This window comes from Photobacterium sanguinicancri, from assembly GCF_002265265.1.
Taxonomy (GTDB): Bacteria; Pseudomonadota; Gammaproteobacteria; order Enterobacterales; family Vibrionaceae; genus Photobacterium; species Photobacterium sanguinicancri.
Genome location: NZ_NOIF01000117.1, coordinates 1 through 15,847 on the forward strand (window position 1 = coordinate 1; position 15,847 = coordinate 15,847).

A 15,847-nucleotide genomic window follows, 5' to 3' on the forward strand; every position below is an offset into this window, starting at 1 on the left:
TTTGGTAGTTTTTATTGAATGATAAAAAAAGCGAGACTAGATAGCCTCGCTTTTTTACATTTGATTAACCATTCTCATCGCTAAAGCACGCATTAACGCTCAGGTAAGTCCAACCCAAAGTGTAAGTACGCGCGATGTGTGGCTATTCGCCCTCTCGGTGTTCGTTGTAAGTACCCCTGCTGAATCAAATAGGGCTCTAATACATCTTCAATCGTATCTTTCTCTTCACCAATCGCCGCCGCTAAGTTATCGAGCCCCACCGGGCCCCCCATAAACTTATCAATGATCGCCATTAATAACTTACGGTCCATGTAATCAAAGCCACTGCTGTCGACGTCTAACATATCAAGCGCTTTTGCAGCGACATCATGGCTGATATGACCATCTGCCATCACTTCAGCGTAATCTCGAACTCGGCGGAGTAAACGGTTAGCAATACGCGGTGTACCACGAGCGCGCACAGCGACTTCCATCGCCCCTTCTTCTTCCATCGACAGCTCTAGGCAATTAGCACTACGCTGTACAATGTCTTTCAGATCTTCAACTTTGTAATACTCTAAACGCTGCGTAATCCCAAAACGATCACGTAATGGCGAGGTAAGAGAACCCGCTCGCGTTGTCGCACCTATTAGGGTAAATGGTGGCAAGTCGATCTTAATTGAGCGAGCAGCTGGCCCCTCACCAATCATGATATCGAGCTGGTAATCTTCCATCGCAGGGTATAGCACCTCTTCAACCTGAGGGCTTAAGCGGTGAATTTCATCGATAAACAAGACATCATTTTCTTCAAGGTTTGTTAGAAGTGCAGCTAGATCGCCAGCTTTCTCCAAAACAGGGCCTGAGGTCGTACGGATACTCACACCCATTTCATTAGCAACAATGTTTGCCAATGTTGTTTTACCTAAACCTGGAGGCCCAAAGATCAGCAGATGATCCAGTGCCTCGTTACGAAGTTGCGCTGCTTTGATGAATATTTCCATCTGACTGCGCACATGGTCTTGCCCTTGGTAGTCTTGCAACAATTTAGGGCGAATAGCTCTGTCTATCACATCTTCATCACGTGATGGTTCAAAGTTATTCGAGATAAGGCGATCCGCTTCAATCATTATTTACGTACAACCTTCATTAAACCATCGAACGCAGTGCATCACGAATAATCGCTTCACTTGTCATATCAGGCTGAGCAACTTGAGATACGACTTTCGACGCTTGTTGCGGTTTATAGCCAAGTGCAACCAATGCACTCACAGCTTCATCTTCAGCGCGTGCAGCTAACTGTGCCCCAATAGCTTGAGAAGCCGCAGTATCTTGTGCCGGAGTAAATAGATCTCCTTCGCCCCACCCTTTCAGGCGGTCACGCATTTCAATAACCAAACGTTCAGCCGTTTTCTTACCTACGCCTGGAATTTTCACCAGTGTTGTCACATCTTCGTTTTCAACACTCAGCACAAATTGGCTTGCTGTCATCGCAGAGAGAATCGCCAGACCCAGTTTAGGCCCGACCCCATTGGCTTTAATCACTTCGCGGAATAATTCACGCTCGCTCTTTTTATTAAAACCATAGAGTAATTGTGCATCTTCACGCACAACAAAGTGTGTAAAGATAACCGCTTCTTGGCCTTTTTCTGGCAGCTCATAAAAACAGCTCATTGGCATTTGAATTTCATAGCCCACACCACCAACTTCAAGTAATACTTCAGGTGGTTGTTTTTCAAGTACGGTTCCACGTAGACGACCAATCACAGCTTCATCTCTATCTTTGAATCAATAATTGGCTCTAGGATAGTCAAATACTGGATGGACATCCAGCTATTTGTGGTACCTAAACCTCAAGATCCCCCTTCATATCACCATTACGGAAAAGTGCGAATTTCTTGTTGCCAGCGCTCAACAATCTTAGCGGGTTCATAACGTTTTACCCCGATTAAAGATTGCTGTTGGTAATAAAGACGTAGCTGGTTATCTTCCATCAACTCAGACAGAGAATCAGCCAATCGTTCAACCGATTCAGCTGGCACAATAATCCCGAACTTATCCTGAATTATTTCTTTTGGCCCCATAGGACAATTATAAGCCACAACAGCCAGACCTCTAGCCATGGCTTCAACCAATGTCATGCCAAAACCTTCATAACGCGAACTCATCACGTAAATAGAAGCACTGTCATAAACTTGCTCCATATTGTGGCTCGCTCCGCCAATAATCACTTGGCCTTCTAGCTGCAACGCGACAATTAACTGTTCGATTTCCTTGCTCGCACTCCCTGTGGGGCCAACTATTTGCAGCTGCCACTGAGCACGTATTGCAGTGGGAATGAGTGACCAAGCACGCACCAGAAAATCAAAACCTTTTTGCGAAGTAAACCGTCCAACTGACACGACTTTTTTAATTGGCGTTTCTTCTCTTGTAGGAAGCATAGCCATAGCGCAAGGATTAGGAATAACAGACACTGGGGAATGAGGTTGATACCTGTCTAGCCAAGAGGCTTTATCTTGCTGGGTCAGTACCACAATTTTATCAAACAATCTTGCTGCGATTTTCCGTCCAAACCAACGGCTGCCAAACCGAGTAACTACCTGTGAGTTAAAATGCTCCCATGCAACAATTTTTGCTTTTGATAACAACGTTAATGGCCAGACATATAAACAGAGCTGAGTATCAGAGGCGATCACAACATCGAACTGCTTACGCAATTGAATAACTTGCCATATTTGGTGAAGATGTTTGAGTAGAGAAGAGTAAGTGCGCTTAGGCTGTAGCAGTGTCACATCATCATTGAGTGTAAATGCGGGTGATGAACCAACGGATGTCAGGCTTAAAACCGAAACTTGATTGCCATTTTCAGCCAATAAATTAGCAATATGAGTTGTGACTCGCTCGGTACCGCCAACACCATTGAGCCCATGAATAACCAATAAAACTTTCATACCCACAGTAATCCTTTACAGGTGATTACTGTTAAATCTAGTACACAGCTTTGCCAAAGCACATGTTTATCGGCTTGCAACATGCACAAAAAAGCAGCCGAAGCTGCTTTTATAACAACGTCATTTAACGATAACGTCCTCGGCGGGCGCCAGTTGCACGCCCAGCCATTGCGATTAGCGTTTTATGTGTATGGGCATGACAAATAGCAACAGCCAATGCATCTGCAGCATCGGCTTGGGGTTTACCGGGTAATTTTAATACCGAGCAAACCATGTGTTGCACCTGAGATTTATCTGCAGCCCCAGTTCCAACAACGGCTTGCTTAATTAAGCGGGCCGCGTACTCACTAACAGGAAGGTCAGCATTAACAGCAGCAACAATTGCGCTTCCGCGTGCTTGGCCTAATTTTAAGGCAGAGCTCGCATTCTTGCCCATGAAAACTTCTTCAATCGCAAAGGCATCGGGCTGGAATTGGGTAATCACCTCTGACACCCCAGCATAGATCTGCTTTAATCTACCAGGAATATCCTCACAAGAAGTTCGAATACAGCCACTTCCAAGGTACTCAAGGTGTCGACCTTGCTGACGGATAACGCCATACCCAGTAATACGAGAACCAGGGTCGATACCCAAAATGATGGACATAGTTCGCCTTTATACAGACAGCTTATAGCTGCTCTGCAACCTCATCTGAAATTTCACCGTTATGGTAAACTTCTTGAACATCATCAAGATCTTCTAATACATCAATCAAGCGAAGTAGTTTTGGCGCTGTAGTAATATCAAGATCGGCTTTCGTTGAAGATACGAGTGTCACTTCTGCGTTTACCGCTTCAAAGCCTGCACCATCAAGTGCATCTTTTACAGCACCAAATTCAGCGGGTGTGGTATACACATCGATAGAGCCATCGTCATTGGTTTCAACATCATCAGCACCGCCTTCTAGCGCAGCTTCCATGATCGCATCTTCATCTAAGCCCGGCGCATAAGAAATAACACCTTTCTTATCAAACAAGTAGCTAACACTACCATCTGTACCAAGATTACCGCCTGATTTACTAAAAGCATGGCGCACACCTGAAACCGTACGGTTACGGTTGTCTGTCATACACTCAACCATTACGGCAGTACCCGCAGGGCCATAACCTTCATAAATAACGGTTTCAACACCATCATCACCTTCGCCACCAGCACCACGGCTCACAGCGCGGTTAATAGTGTCGCGTGTCATGTTGTTCGAAAGTGCTTTATCAACTGCCGCTCTAAGACGAGGGTTATTTTCGACTTCAGCGCCACCCTCTTTTGTTGCAACAACAATTTCACGAATTAACTTAGTAAAAATTTTACCGCGCTTGGCATCCTGTGCCGCTTTACGGTGTTTGATATTGGCGAATTTACTGTGTCCAGCCATGATCTACTCCGAATTAGTCCCAATGAGTAAGCGCTACTTGCTCCCTCTGGGTAACGTTGAAAACGTTATTCCAAAAAAAAAGCTGATCAGATCTGGGCGATCTGATCAGCTCATCAAAAAAGATTAAGCGTTGTTAGCTTGGTCTTTTTTCTCTTCTTTTTTAGCAATCGCTACAGCAATTGATAGCTCTTCAAGCGACGCTGGGTTAGCTAGGCTTGGTGCATCAGTCAGTAGGCAAGATGCTGCAGTTGTTTTCGGGAACGCAATAACATCACGGATGTTATCTGTACCACAAAGCAGCATTACTAGGCGGTCAAGACCGAAAGCTAGGCCCGCATGTGGTGGTGTACCGTACTTCAATGCTTCAAGTAGGAAACCGAACTTCGCTTTTTGCTCTTCAGCTTCAATACCTAGAATGCTAAATACCGCTGATTGCATTTCTGCGTTGTGAATACGTACAGAACCACCGCCCACTTCGTAGCCATTGATAACCATATCGTAAGCATTCGAGTTTGCAGTTGCTGGGTTTTCAGCAAGTTCAGCAGGTGTCATACCTAGTGGCGATGTGAACGGGTGGTGCATCGCATGTAGGTTACCTTCGTCATCTTCTTCAAACATTGGGAAGTCGATAACCCATAGTGGTTTCCATGCTGACTTATCAGTCAGTTCAAGGTCTTCACCCAGTTTAAGACGAAGTGCACCCATAGCTTCAGTCACAACACGCTTACTATCAGCACCAAATAGGATGATATCGCCAGTTTCTGCTTGAGTACGCTCTAGAATAGAAGTAACTACTTCTTCGTTTAAGAACTTAGCAACTGGAGATTGAACACCTTCAAGGCCCGCAGCACGGTCGTTCACTTTCATCCATGCTAAACCTTTCGCACCGTAGATACCTACGAACTTAGTGTATTCGTCGATTTGCTTACGAGACAGAGAAGCACCGCCTGGTACACGAATAACCGCTACGCGGCCTTTTTTATCGTTTGCAGGGCCAGAGAATACTTTAAACTCAACATCTTTCAGGATGTCAGCAACATCAACAAGTTCTAGTGGGTTACGTAGATCTGGCTTATCAGAACCAAAACGACGCATCGCTTCTTCGAACTTCATGATTGGGAATGCGCCAAGATCTACGCTTAGTAGCTCTTTCCACATTTCAGTGATCATACGCTCAGTCACTTCGCGCACTTGTGATGCACTTAGGAAAGAAGTTTCGATATCGATTTGAGTAAATTCAGGTTGACGGTCAGCACGTAAATCTTCATCACGGAAACATTTAACGATTTGGTAGTAACGGTCAAAACCAGACATCATTAGCAGCTGCTTAAATAGCTGTGGTGATTGTGGTAGTGCGTAGAAGCTACCTTTATGAACACGGCTAGGTACTAGGTAATCACGTGCGCCTTCAGGCGTCGCTTTTGTTAGTACTGGTGTCTCGATATCTAGGAATAGATTGTCATCAAGGAAACGACGAACAAAGCTTGATGCTTTTGCACGTAGCTTGATGCGATCGCTCATTTCTGGACGACGAAGATCAATGTAACGGTATTTTAAGCGTTGCTCTTCAGAGTTCGTTTGGTTGAAATCTAAAGGTAGCGCTTCTGAACGGTTAATGATCTCAAGACCCGTTGCAAATACTTCCACTTCACCTGTTGCCATGTCTTTATTCACTTGGCTTTCAGGACGAACGCGTACTTCACCTGTGAAGCGAATACAGAATTCGTTGCGCAGCTGGTTCGCGACTTCGAATACATCTTTCATATCCGGATCAACGACTACCTGAACAATACCTTCACGATCTCGCATATCAACGAAAATTAGACCGCCTAAATCACGGCGACGGTTAACCCAGCCGCATAACTCTACTGTTTGCCCTGCTAGGGACTTGTTCAGGTGACCACAATATTGGGTGCGCATAAGAAATTCCCGATCTGTTTACTTAAATCCTGTGAGCGATTACAGCAAGCGGCTTATATCGCTTGCACAGGTTGACTCATCCCGACCGCAAATCGCTCAAAATTCATCCAAAACTGATGATTAGGTGTGGTCGAGAGACAAAAATAACGCGTTATTATAAAGCAAAAGTTTTAATGTAGGAAAAGAGGACGGTCGAAATCAAGTAAAAAAACACAAACAAAGCGTGTTCAGCAAGTTTGGTTCACATATTTTGATGCGTACTTACGTAGAAAAACTTCGTATGATTACCAAGCGATGTGTATTTCGCCGACAAAGTAAGCAAAAAAGGATCCGTTATGTTAGCGTCGAAAACCATACATCCCCTTCCCATCAGACTAGGATTGGCCATGTGGTCACACAATCAATGGCAATCTTCTCTATATGGCAGTGGCTGTAAAAATAGCGAACGGTTAGCGCGTTATGCGCAAGTGTTCTCTACGGTTGAAGGCAACACCACCTTTTATGCAACGCCCGCAAGCACAACAGTAAGAAAATGGCACGATGCAACTCCCGATGATTTTCGCTTTACCTTTAAATTACCGTCCACGATTACTCATCAGCAACAACTGCAGCACTGCGATCAACTGATCGCTGACTTTTTTCACGTCATGGCACCGCTCGAACACAAAGTAGGTTTGTGGAAAATTCAATTACCCGCACAATTTGGACCACACTCGCTACCCGCTTTAGATGCTTTCTTAAGACGACTACCGAAGCATTTTCCTATTGGTGTCGAAGTTCGTCATGCGGCCTTTTTTGCTAAAGGCGAAGAAGAAAAAGCACTCAACCAATTGCTCATCACGCACAATGCGAACCGTATTATTATGGACAGCCGCCCGGTGTTTTCTGCACCACCTCTCACAGAAGCTGTGATTGATGCACACCAGAAAAAACCCAAAGTCCCCGTGCATGCCATTGCCACCAGTGACTCACCAATGGTGCGCTTTATTGGCCATCCTGAAGATTTAAGCAACGACCCTTTCTTTGCTAATTGGTTATGTCGATTACCCAAGTGGATCAAGGACGGTAAAACCCCTTACCTCTTTATTCATACGCCAGATAATAATCATGCCCCCGAGCTTGCGACTCGCCTCTACACATTGCTTCAACAAAAATGTTTGCAACAACAAACCAATTTACCCGATGTTCAATTGCCGGCAGCCGAAACGAACCCACAAATTGATTTATTGTAGTTTCATCGATGCCATAAAGGCTTAGCGTAGAAAAAATGCCTAGTAGTGCAAACATTCATTAACAGCAATGATACAAGACCTAACCGCACCTAAATGCCCTTATAACCAAAATACATTTCATTAAAGACAAACGGCCACATTTTTTCTACAATACGCGCCTTTTTAGAGGATGATGGATCATGCCTCGTGCCTGTTTTTACACAGGCAAACTGCATTATGCATACCATTTCCTAAAGTTAAGAGGTTCGTGAGAATGGCTGGCCACGACAATATATTCGCAGCACCGATTGAAAAAATGGGTGACTTCACGTTTGACGCACGCGTTGCTGAAGTTTTTCCTGATATGATTCAACGATCTGTACCAGGTTACAGCAACATCATATCTGCGATTGGCATGCTCGCTGAACGTTTTGCAAAGCCACATTCTAATATTTACGACCTTGGTTGTTCGCTAGGGGCTGCAACCCTATCAATGCGTCGTCATATTCAACAAGAAGGTTGTGCCATTATCGCCGTAGATAATTCTTCTGCGATGGTTGAGCGCTGCCGCTTACATCTTGATGCGTACCGTTCAGACACCCCTGTCACTGTGATTGAAGCCGATATCCGTGAAATTGAAATCACTGATGCATCGGTTGTGGTTCTGAACTTCACGCTGCAGTTTCTATCACCAAATGACCGTCAACAATTACTTGAAAAGATCTACGCAGGGCTTCGTCCAGGCGGTATTTTGATTCTTTCAGAGAAATACATTTTTGAAGACGAAAGTGCGAACGAGTTATTGATAGACCTTCACCACGATTTTAAACGTGCCAATGGGTATAGCGAATTGGAAATCAGCCAAAAACGCAGTGCCATTGAAAATGTGATGCGTCCAGACAGTATCGATACTCACCGCGAACGTCTTGCAAACATTGGTTTTAGCAGCTCTGAAGTCTGGTTCCAGTGCTTCAATTTTGGTTCTATGTTTGCGATTAAATAAGGTTTAAGTTTTACATGTTTAGTTTTTCAGAATTTTACCAGCTGATCGCACAACACGAGACGCTACGCCCTTGGCTTAACACACTCCCTAAGCAACTTGATGACTGGGAACGTGCACAGCATGGTGATATGGGGCGCTGGACCCGTGCTTTACAAAAATTTCCTACCGATAAGCCCGATTCTATCGACATCAAAAATGCCGTTAGCATCGCGTACGAAGATGGTATTGCCAATGGTGAACAAAAACGCCTAGAAAGCCTACTTCGATTGTTACATCCATGGCGCAAAGGGCCATACCATGTCCACGGTATCGATATTGATACAGAATGGCGCTCGGATTGGAAATGGGATCGCGTTTTACCGCATATTTCCCCCTTGAAGAACCGCACCGTACTTGATGTGGGTTGTGGCAATGGCTACCACATGTGGCGCATGCTAGGTGAAGGGGCCAAGCTAACAGTTGGTATCGACCCATCAAACCTATTTTTAGTGCAGTTCGAAGCCATTCGTCGCCTAATGGGTAACGATGAGCGCGCGTTCTTGCTACCGCTTGGTATTGAAGAACTGCCAGAACTTAAAGCATTCGACACGGTATTTAGCATGGGCGTGCTTTATCACCGTCGCTCACCGCTTGATCACATCATGCAGTTAAAAAATCAACTTCGTAAAGATGGTGAGGTTATCCTTGAAACTTTAGTTATCGAAGGCGATGAAAACACGGTACTAGTACCGACTCACCGTTATGCTCAAATGCACAATGTCTACTTTTTCCCATCAGCAAAAGCATTAAAGGTGTGGATGGAGAAATGTGGTTTCGTTGATGTGCGTATTGTCGATGAAAATGTCACAACCACTGACGAGCAGCGCTCGACTGACTGGATGACCAATAACTCATTACCTGAGTACTTGGATCAAAACGATCCAAGTAAAACAGTAGAAGGCTACCCTGCACCACGCCGTGCAGTATTAGTGGCTCGAAACCCAGATTAACACTGTGTTGAGTCATTTTTTTGTGGTTTGTTACTTATCTACCTTCGCATTAATAACAAAATCATAAAAAGATGACTTCCCCCTGACATGGGGTGCTATTCGCCCTTTGTTTTGTGCGCTAAACTAGCGTCGTTTATATAAAAACAACAATTATTTACCGGAGATATGATGCTTCGCCGTAGTTTTCCCTTATTGGCTCTCGCCTTGCTTTCTGGATGTGCGCTAAACCAGCCTGAACAGCATCAAAAAACACTACAAGCTATTAATGCAATGGAAACCAACGTTAATGGCCAGCTCTTAACAATGTCTGATCAAATAGATCAACAAAATGAACATATTGCAAATCTAGAAAAAGAGCTATTATCATTATCAGAGGGTGTGCATAACGCACCTGTTCGTACCATTATTCAACCCCAACTCATTGCAGAAAAACCAACGAGAGTGATACCAGCTATAGTGGAAGCACCAAACCCTAAGCTTGCTCACGGTAAAGCAATTTTAGGTGAAGAAGAATGGGTATGGTTAGATTCAGTCAAGTCGCACTTCAAAGCGCGAATTGATACTGGCGCAACAACATCGTCACTGAATGCAGTTGACCTTCAAGTTTTTGAGCGTAATGGTAAAGAATGGGTACGCTTTAATTTGAACCACCAGCTAACCGATGTAATCGAAGAACCTGAAATTTTCGAAGCGCCTATATTACGCTGGGTAAAAATTCGCCAGTCCACGAGCCAAGAAGCGGTTCGCCGACCAGTCATCGAAGCATGGGTTCAATTAGGTTCTTTACATGAAAAAGCACAGTTTACGCTCGCTGACCGAACACAAATGACCTACCCAGTATTACTAGGGCGTGAATTCTTTAAAGATATCGCTCTTGTTGATGTCGGTAAAAAATATGTTCAAGGCAAGGACGAACCCGAACAACTAACTCTAAGATAATGATGAGGATGTCATGACATCAAGAATACCTTTTTATTTTCTCGTCACATTACTCATCATTGCTGGTGTTGGCCTGAGCCAATATCGCCATGATGTGTATGGTGTTCCATGGACACCAGGAGAAAAACGAGACCTTTGGGAGCTTGAAGCACGTGTAGAATTCGATGCTATTGGCGACCCTGTCAAAGTATCAATGGCTGCGCCAGAAACGCAAAAGGGCTTTACACTTATCGATGAAAGTACCTCTTCACCAGGCTATGGTGTAGCACTTATCGATACCGATAAAGGCCGTAGAGCCGAGTGGTCCATTCGTGAAGCGATTGGTAAGCAAATCCTCTATTACAAAACACAAATGCTGGTTGATGACCAAGCACAGTTTGACCAATCACCTCCTAAAGGTGAAACGCTGGCTGTAAGTTTAGATAACCCACAGCAAACTGCTGCAACAGCACTGCTTGATCAAGCTCGCACCCTCTCTTCTGATAATCTAACGCTAACGCGTGAGCTGATTAAACAATTCAACGATAAACAAAATCAAAATGCATCGCTACTACTCAATAGTTTGAGCCGTGAAGATGCCATTATCAGCTTGTTATCATTGGAAGGTGTGCATGCTCGTATGGTTGGCGGATTAGTGCTTGAAGATGGCCGTCGCCGCCAAAGCATCAACCCGTTAGTCGAAGTCTGGAACGGTGAACAGTGGTTACTGTTTGATCCGCAAACGGGCGAAGAAGGCAAACCTGAAGATGTCTTGGTATGGAACCAAAAAGGTCACTCCATGCTTGATGTTGTCGGCGGTCGAAATTCGAACGTGAGTTTCTCGATCATTGCACAAGACATCACACCGCAACGCGCGACCAGCGAAAAAGTAAAAGCAGAAGATCTGCTGAACTTTTCGATTCACAGCCTACCGGTTGAAGAACAAGCCATGTTCAAAACCATTATGCTAGTGCCGATTGGTGCGCTTATCGTAGTATTCCTCCGCGTTATTATTGGCTTGAAAACCTCAGGTACTTTCATGCCTGTACTGATCGCTGTTGCCTTTGTGCAAACTCAGCTGGTGACCGGTATCGTCGGGTTCTTGTTAATTGTCGGCACGGGTTTGATCATTCGAAGTTACCTCTCGAAGCTCAATCTATTGCTCGTTGCCCGAATATCCGCGGTCATCATCACTGTAATAATGATTATCTCCGTCTTTACGGTTGTCGCCTTTAAGATTGGCTTAGTCGAAGGTTTAACCATTACCTTCTTCCCTATGATTATCTTGTCATGGACTATCGAACGTATGTCGATTCTATGGGAAGAAGAAGGGGCTAAAGAAGTCTTCATTCAAGGTGGTGGTTCGCTACTAACGGCAGTTTTGGTTTACCTTGCGATGACCAATGAAGTGGTTCGTCACTTAACGTTCAACTTTATCGGTGTGCAGCTCATCATCTTAGCGGTCATACTGATGCTTGGTAACTACACTGGCTACCGTTTAAGTGAACTACGCCGCTTTAAGCCCCTAACGGAGGATTAAGCTATGTCTTTACTGTCACAGTTTACCTCACCGTTTAGGCTTCGTGACCGTGGCATCATGGGCATGAATAAGCGTAATCATAGTTACATTGGTCGCTATAATGACCGTAGCTTGTACCCACTTGTGGATGACAAGCTAAAAACAAAAAAAATCGCTCAACAAGCGGGCGCTACCGTTCCCGAGCTAATCGGCATTATCGATAGCCAAGTCTATGTGCGTCGTGTGCACGACATGGTAAAAGACTGGCCGGGCTTTGTTATTAAGCCCGCACAGGGCTCGGGTGGTAAAGGTATCCTCGTTATTGTTAAACATAAAGACGGTGTCTATACCAAGCCATCAGGTGCTGAGATCTCAAAACAAGATGTCGAACGCCATATCACCAACACCTTAGCGGGATTGTTCTCGCTAGGGGGTAAAAATGATGTTGCGATGGTTGAGAACCTGATTCAGTTTGATGATGTGTTTGATGGCTTTAGTTACGAAGGCGTGCCCGATGTACGGGTTATCGTTTTTAAAGGCTATCCAGTTATGGCGATGATGCGCTGCTCGACGGCGGCATCAGATGGTAAAGCGAACTTACACCAAGGTGCTGTTGGGGTCGGGATTGATATTGCCACAGGCAAAGCTATTCGTGCCGTCCAGTTCAACCATCCAATCGAACGCCACCCAGATACTGGCCGTTTACTCAGTGAACTTGCTGTTCCTGAATGGGATCGCTTGCTGACATTAGCTGCAAGTGCTTGGGAAATGGCAGGACTTGGTTATATGGGTACCGATATGGTATTAGATAAAACCAAAGGCCCTATGGTGTTAGAACTTAATGCCCGCCCAGGTTTAGCTATTCAAATTGCTAATGGCTGTGGTTTATTACCTCGCTTACAGCATATTGAACACATGGGAACACCGAATGAGATCCCAACGCCAGCCGAACGTGTCGCTTACGCCGCCGATCAGTTTGGGGTGAAAACAACCAGTAAATAAGTCACTTATTCGCAATGTGACCTAAACAGCTCTGATGACAATCAGGGCTGTTTTTTTATGTGTCAATTTCCTTATACTGCAATTACTCTCCCTTTTTCAGAAGCGCCTGATTATGTCTGTACATCCACACAACTCTCTTTTCGACGCCATAATAGATCGTCGTCAATCAGGCAGCATAAAATGGAGCAAGTATACCAACCAAGACATATTGCCAATGTGGATTGCCGATAGCGACTTTAAAGTGCCAACCGAAATTACAGATGCACTTCATCAGCGAGTTGAACATGGTATTTTTGGTTATAGCCATGCACCCGAGCGACTCACCCAACTGATTGTAGAGCGCATGGCAACCCGCTTTAATTGGCAAATTGAGCCAGAATGGGTTGTGTACTTACCGGGATTAGTTTGTGGAATTAACTTATGCGTCCGTGCATTCACTGATGATGACCAAGGCGTCGTCACGCCAAAACCGATTTATCCCCCTTTTATGTCATCAATCAAACTCGCGAAACGTACACTATCGACCATCCCCGTGACACTTCAAAACCAGCGTTGGCTACCTGATTTACAACGCACCGAACTAGCGGTAAACACAACGTTGATGCTGCTTTGTAATCCGCTGAACCCTGGCGGTACTGTGTATCGTCAGCAAGAGTTAGAGCAAACTCTCGACTTTGCAGAACAGCATGACCTTTTGGTATGCGCAGATGAGATCCACAGCGATTTGATTTTAGATAAAAGCGCAACTCATATTCCCTTTGCCAGCTTAAATGAACAAGCCGCTCAACGTTCAGTTACCCTAATTGCACCAAGTAAAACCTTTAATATCGCAGGCCTTGGTGCATCTATGGCCATCATTCCCAATCCGGAATTACGTCGTCGATTTATTAGGACCAAATTAGGTATAGTCCCGGATGTAAATGCCCTAGCGTATACAGCCGCACAAGCAGCTTATGAACATGGTGAAACTTGGTTAATGCATCAAACAGAATACCTCCGTGAAAACCGAGATTTACTCACTACAGCAATCAATGCGATGCCGTATCTCAAACTACACCCGATCGAAGCGACGTATCTCGCGTGGATTGATGCTTCAGCCCTACCCGTTCAAAACCCACATACCTTTTTTGAACGAGCTGGTATTGGTATGTCGCCCGGTGCAGATTTTGGCAACAAGCAATTCATACGGCTTAACTTTGCATGTAGTCGAACCATACTTGAAGAAGCCATAACGCGAATGGAAACAGCAATCGCACGGCTTGAAAGTACGGCGAATTAGCATAGAAAAAAGAAAAGAGTAAGCTTTTTCTAAAAAACGCTAAAGAATTCAATCCATCACCCGATAAAAGAGGTATCACACAACAGAGCCTCTTTTATTCAGATGCAAATCCATACATTAGACAAAGCACAGCTGATAAACGAAGTACAGCTAGGCAGCCAACTCAACCATGCGGTTGAAACGGGTCGCCGATCTGACTTTGCGTTAATGCTTGCGATGCTATCACCGGACTATCTGGAGAAAACCCCAACCGAGATCCCACCAGCGGAAGGGAAAACAGAAGAAGAACTGCGTGAATATTTTGAGCTAGCACGCCCACAACCACTGACGAGTACTGAGCACTGCTATGAGCGTGCAGCTTCACAAGCCGATGCCTTTCACCGTGGTGGTTTACGCAGTTCACAATTCTTGCATGAGTTACAACCCGCAGCCTTAACATTCCCACCACAAGGAACCAAAGGCATGCCAGAAGAGCTGTATCATAACTTGTCTGGCCATGAGCGACGCCGCCTACCGCCAGCGGAAGAAGCCAAGCTGAAAGTGTCACCCCAAGATCTCTATTTATCGCTGATACACGCCAAGCGATTTGCCGAGATGCACCACGCAGCGTGACCCCCCTCAAACATCCATCCTCAATGACATCATCTTTAGTGACCCTAATCATACCTTTGTAGATAGGCTCGTTTAACGCCGATACAATTTACTAACATTTGAGCATGACCCTCTTGAATCAAAGTGCCGTAAAAGACGCCGTAAATTCAGCTTTCAATTCAGGCGGTCAATAACCAGTGTTTAGCCAAGACAACGTTCACTTCCGGCGCGACATTCAGTTCGCTTCGCGCAGTGATCACTTCAACGACTAAAACGGTATAAAAAGAAGTTTACTAAATCATACCAATCTAAATAAATACGGATGGTCGCCATGGAAATTGTGCAATCTGTCATTCTCATCACTGCCGCAGGTAGCCCAATAGGCAAAGCCATCTCACTGCATTTTGCGTCACTTGGCGCCAAACTCGCACTTCTCGATATCGACAAAGCACAACTTGACCAAACGTATCGAGCTTGTAAAGCCGTTGGAGCTCAATGCGAAGCATATCATCTTGCCAAACAGGATGAAGGGGGCATCAAATATGTATTTGACTCTGTTGATCAACAACTCGGCTCGATTGACGTACTCATCAACTACACGCTAGGGGCTGAATTGCCGGCTTTATTTTCCCCTTCGTCGGTCGATAGATTTAGCCATTCAATGCTTGAACTCACCACCACTTTTTTTGCCTTTGGTAAGCAAGCGGCACATTACATGCGTAACACCAACCGACAAGGCGTGATAGTCAACCTTATCACTCAGCCGCAAGACAACGAACAACACCAAAACTTTGATAGTACAAAAGCCATCGTCTCTGGATTAACCCTGAGTTGGGCGAAAGAACTATCAGACTTTAATATCAGAGTGGGTGGCGTTGCGCCGATCACATTAGGCTGCGACTGTAGTGATTGCACCACAAATAATGCGATCAACCAGCATTTACAGTATGAAATTGTTCGAAGTGCTGAGTACATTGTCACCAATGACTACTTCAATGGCAGGATGTTAGAGGCAGAGGTTTAGGCTGTGGCTGTGGCTTAGCCATTATCAGTAAAGTGATTAATGAATATTATTC

Annotated in this window: 15 protein-coding genes; 9 read left to right on the top strand and 6 right to left on the bottom strand. The window is 44.9% G+C overall.

Annotated elements, in window-relative coordinates; translation table 11 throughout:
- Window positions 1-92: 92 nt before the first annotated feature.
- The 6 genes from ruvB to aspS all read right to left on the bottom strand — a co-directional run bounded on the left by ruvB (window position 93) and on the right by aspS (window position 6,259).
- Window positions 93-1,106 (bottom strand): Holliday junction branch migration DNA helicase RuvB, encoded by a 1,014-nt coding sequence (gene ruvB / locus ASV53_RS16075; protein ID WP_094957828.1) that lies wholly within the window; start codon window positions 1,104-1,106, stop codon window positions 93-95.
- Window positions 1,107-1,125: 19 nt separating this feature from the next.
- Window positions 1,126-1,743, bottom strand: a complete 618-nt coding sequence (ruvA, locus tag ASV53_RS16080; RefSeq protein WP_062690004.1) for a Holliday junction branch migration protein RuvA — start codon at window positions 1,741-1,743, stop codon at window positions 1,126-1,128.
- Between the two features lie 110 nt (window positions 1,744-1,853).
- Complete coding sequence (locus ASV53_RS16085; protein ID WP_094957829.1) at window positions 1,854-2,927, bottom strand: glycosyltransferase family 4 protein; 1,074 nt, start codon at window positions 2,925-2,927, stop codon at window positions 1,854-1,856.
- 124 nt (window positions 2,928-3,051) lie between these two features.
- Window positions 3,052-3,573, bottom strand: a complete 522-nt coding sequence (gene ruvC, locus ASV53_RS16090) for a crossover junction endodeoxyribonuclease RuvC (RefSeq protein ID WP_062689998.1) — start codon at window positions 3,571-3,573, stop codon at window positions 3,052-3,054.
- Window positions 3,574-3,595: 22 nt separating this feature from the next.
- Window positions 3,596-4,339, bottom strand: coding sequence for a YebC/PmpR family DNA-binding transcriptional regulator (locus tag ASV53_RS16095; RefSeq protein ID WP_094957830.1), 744 nt, complete (start codon window positions 4,337-4,339; stop codon window positions 3,596-3,598).
- A gap of 123 nt (window positions 4,340-4,462) precedes the next feature.
- The gene (gene aspS, locus ASV53_RS16100; RefSeq protein WP_094957831.1) at window positions 4,463-6,259 is read right to left on the bottom strand and encodes an aspartate--tRNA ligase; all 1,797 of its coding nucleotides are present in this window, start codon (window positions 6,257-6,259) and stop codon (window positions 4,463-4,465) included.
- 386 nt (window positions 6,260-6,645) lie between these two features.
- On the opposite strand from aspS, the gene ASV53_RS16105 reads away from it, so the two are divergent.
- From ASV53_RS16105 to ASV53_RS16145, 9 genes are all read left to right on the top strand, one after another.
- Window positions 6,646-7,491 carry a DUF72 domain-containing protein gene (locus ASV53_RS16105; protein ID WP_094957832.1) on the top strand — a complete coding sequence of 282 codons (846 nt, stop codon included), beginning with the start codon at window positions 6,646-6,648 and terminating at the stop codon, window positions 7,489-7,491.
- 253 nt (window positions 7,492-7,744) lie between these two features.
- Window positions 7,745-8,473: a carboxy-S-adenosyl-L-methionine synthase CmoA gene (cmoA, locus tag ASV53_RS16110; RefSeq protein WP_062689990.1), complete on the top strand. Its 729-nt coding sequence runs from the start codon at window positions 7,745-7,747 to the stop codon at window positions 8,471-8,473.
- A 14-nt stretch (window positions 8,474-8,487) separates the two neighbouring features.
- A complete protein-coding gene (cmoB, locus tag ASV53_RS16115; RefSeq protein WP_062689988.1) occupies window positions 8,488-9,462 on the top strand; it encodes a tRNA 5-methoxyuridine(34)/uridine 5-oxyacetic acid(34) synthase CmoB in 975 nt (324 codons plus the stop codon).
- A gap of 168 nt (window positions 9,463-9,630) precedes the next feature.
- Window positions 9,631-10,401, top strand: coding sequence for an ATP-dependent zinc protease family protein (locus tag ASV53_RS16120; protein WP_094957833.1), 771 nt, complete (start codon window positions 9,631-9,633; stop codon window positions 10,399-10,401).
- Window positions 10,402-10,414: 13 nt separating this feature from the next.
- Window positions 10,415-11,920: an inactive transglutaminase family protein gene (locus ASV53_RS16125; protein ID WP_094957834.1), complete on the top strand. Its 1,506-nt coding sequence runs from the start codon at window positions 10,415-10,417 to the stop codon at window positions 11,918-11,920.
- Between the two features lie 3 nt (window positions 11,921-11,923).
- Window positions 11,924-12,901, top strand: a complete 978-nt coding sequence (locus ASV53_RS16130; protein WP_062689984.1) for an alpha-L-glutamate ligase-like protein — start codon at window positions 11,924-11,926, stop codon at window positions 12,899-12,901.
- Window positions 12,902-13,013: 112 nt separating this feature from the next.
- Window positions 13,014-14,180: a MalY/PatB family protein gene (locus ASV53_RS16135; protein WP_094957835.1), complete on the top strand. Its 1,167-nt coding sequence runs from the start codon at window positions 13,014-13,016 to the stop codon at window positions 14,178-14,180.
- 102 nt (window positions 14,181-14,282) lie between these two features.
- Window positions 14,283-14,792: a VC2046/SO_2500 family protein gene (locus ASV53_RS16140; RefSeq protein WP_062689982.1), complete on the top strand. Its 510-nt coding sequence runs from the start codon at window positions 14,283-14,285 to the stop codon at window positions 14,790-14,792.
- A 310-nt stretch (window positions 14,793-15,102) separates the two neighbouring features.
- Complete coding sequence (locus ASV53_RS16145; RefSeq protein ID WP_239928819.1) at window positions 15,103-15,795, top strand: SDR family oxidoreductase; 693 nt, start codon at window positions 15,103-15,105, stop codon at window positions 15,793-15,795.
- The last annotated feature ends 52 nt before the right edge of the window (window positions 15,796-15,847 follow it).

Excerpts from the sequence above, each read along its gene's own strand:
- cmoB (WP_062689988.1), top strand. The coding sequence starts at position 8,488 with ATGTTTAGTTTTTCAGAATTTTACCAGCTGATCGCACAACACGAGACG.
- ASV53_RS16135 (WP_094957835.1), top strand. The coding sequence starts at position 13,014 with ATGTCTGTACATCCACACAACTCTCTTTTCGACGCCATAATAGATCGT.
- ASV53_RS16105 (WP_094957832.1), top strand. The coding sequence starts at position 6,646 with ATGTGGTCACACAATCAATGGCAATCTTCTCTATATGGCAGTGGCTGT.
- ASV53_RS16140 (WP_062689982.1), top strand. The coding sequence starts at position 14,283 with ATGCAAATCCATACATTAGACAAAGCACAGCTGATAAACGAAGTACAG.
- ruvB (WP_094957828.1), bottom strand. The coding sequence starts at position 1,106 with ATGATTGAAGCGGATCGCCTTATCTCGAATAACTTTGAACCATCACGT.
- ASV53_RS16120 (WP_094957833.1), top strand. The coding sequence starts at position 9,631 with ATGCTTCGCCGTAGTTTTCCCTTATTGGCTCTCGCCTTGCTTTCTGGA.
- ASV53_RS16125 (WP_094957834.1), top strand. The coding sequence starts at position 10,415 with ATGACATCAAGAATACCTTTTTATTTTCTCGTCACATTACTCATCATT.
- cmoA (WP_062689990.1), top strand. The coding sequence starts at position 7,745 with ATGGCTGGCCACGACAATATATTCGCAGCACCGATTGAAAAAATGGGT.
- aspS (WP_094957831.1), bottom strand. The coding sequence starts at position 6,259 with ATGCGCACCCAATATTGTGGTCACCTGAACAAGTCCCTAGCAGGGCAA.
- ASV53_RS16130 (WP_062689984.1), top strand. The coding sequence starts at position 11,924 with ATGTCTTTACTGTCACAGTTTACCTCACCGTTTAGGCTTCGTGACCGT.
- ruvC (WP_062689998.1), bottom strand. The coding sequence starts at position 3,573 with ATGTCCATCATTTTGGGTATCGACCCTGGTTCTCGTATTACTGGGTAT.
- ASV53_RS16095 (WP_094957830.1), bottom strand. The coding sequence starts at position 4,339 with ATGGCTGGACACAGTAAATTCGCCAATATCAAACACCGTAAAGCGGCA.
- ASV53_RS16145 (WP_239928819.1), top strand. The coding sequence starts at position 15,103 with ATGGAAATTGTGCAATCTGTCATTCTCATCACTGCCGCAGGTAGCCCA.
- ASV53_RS16085 (WP_094957829.1), bottom strand. The coding sequence starts at position 2,927 with ATGAAAGTTTTATTGGTTATTCATGGGCTCAATGGTGTTGGCGGTACC.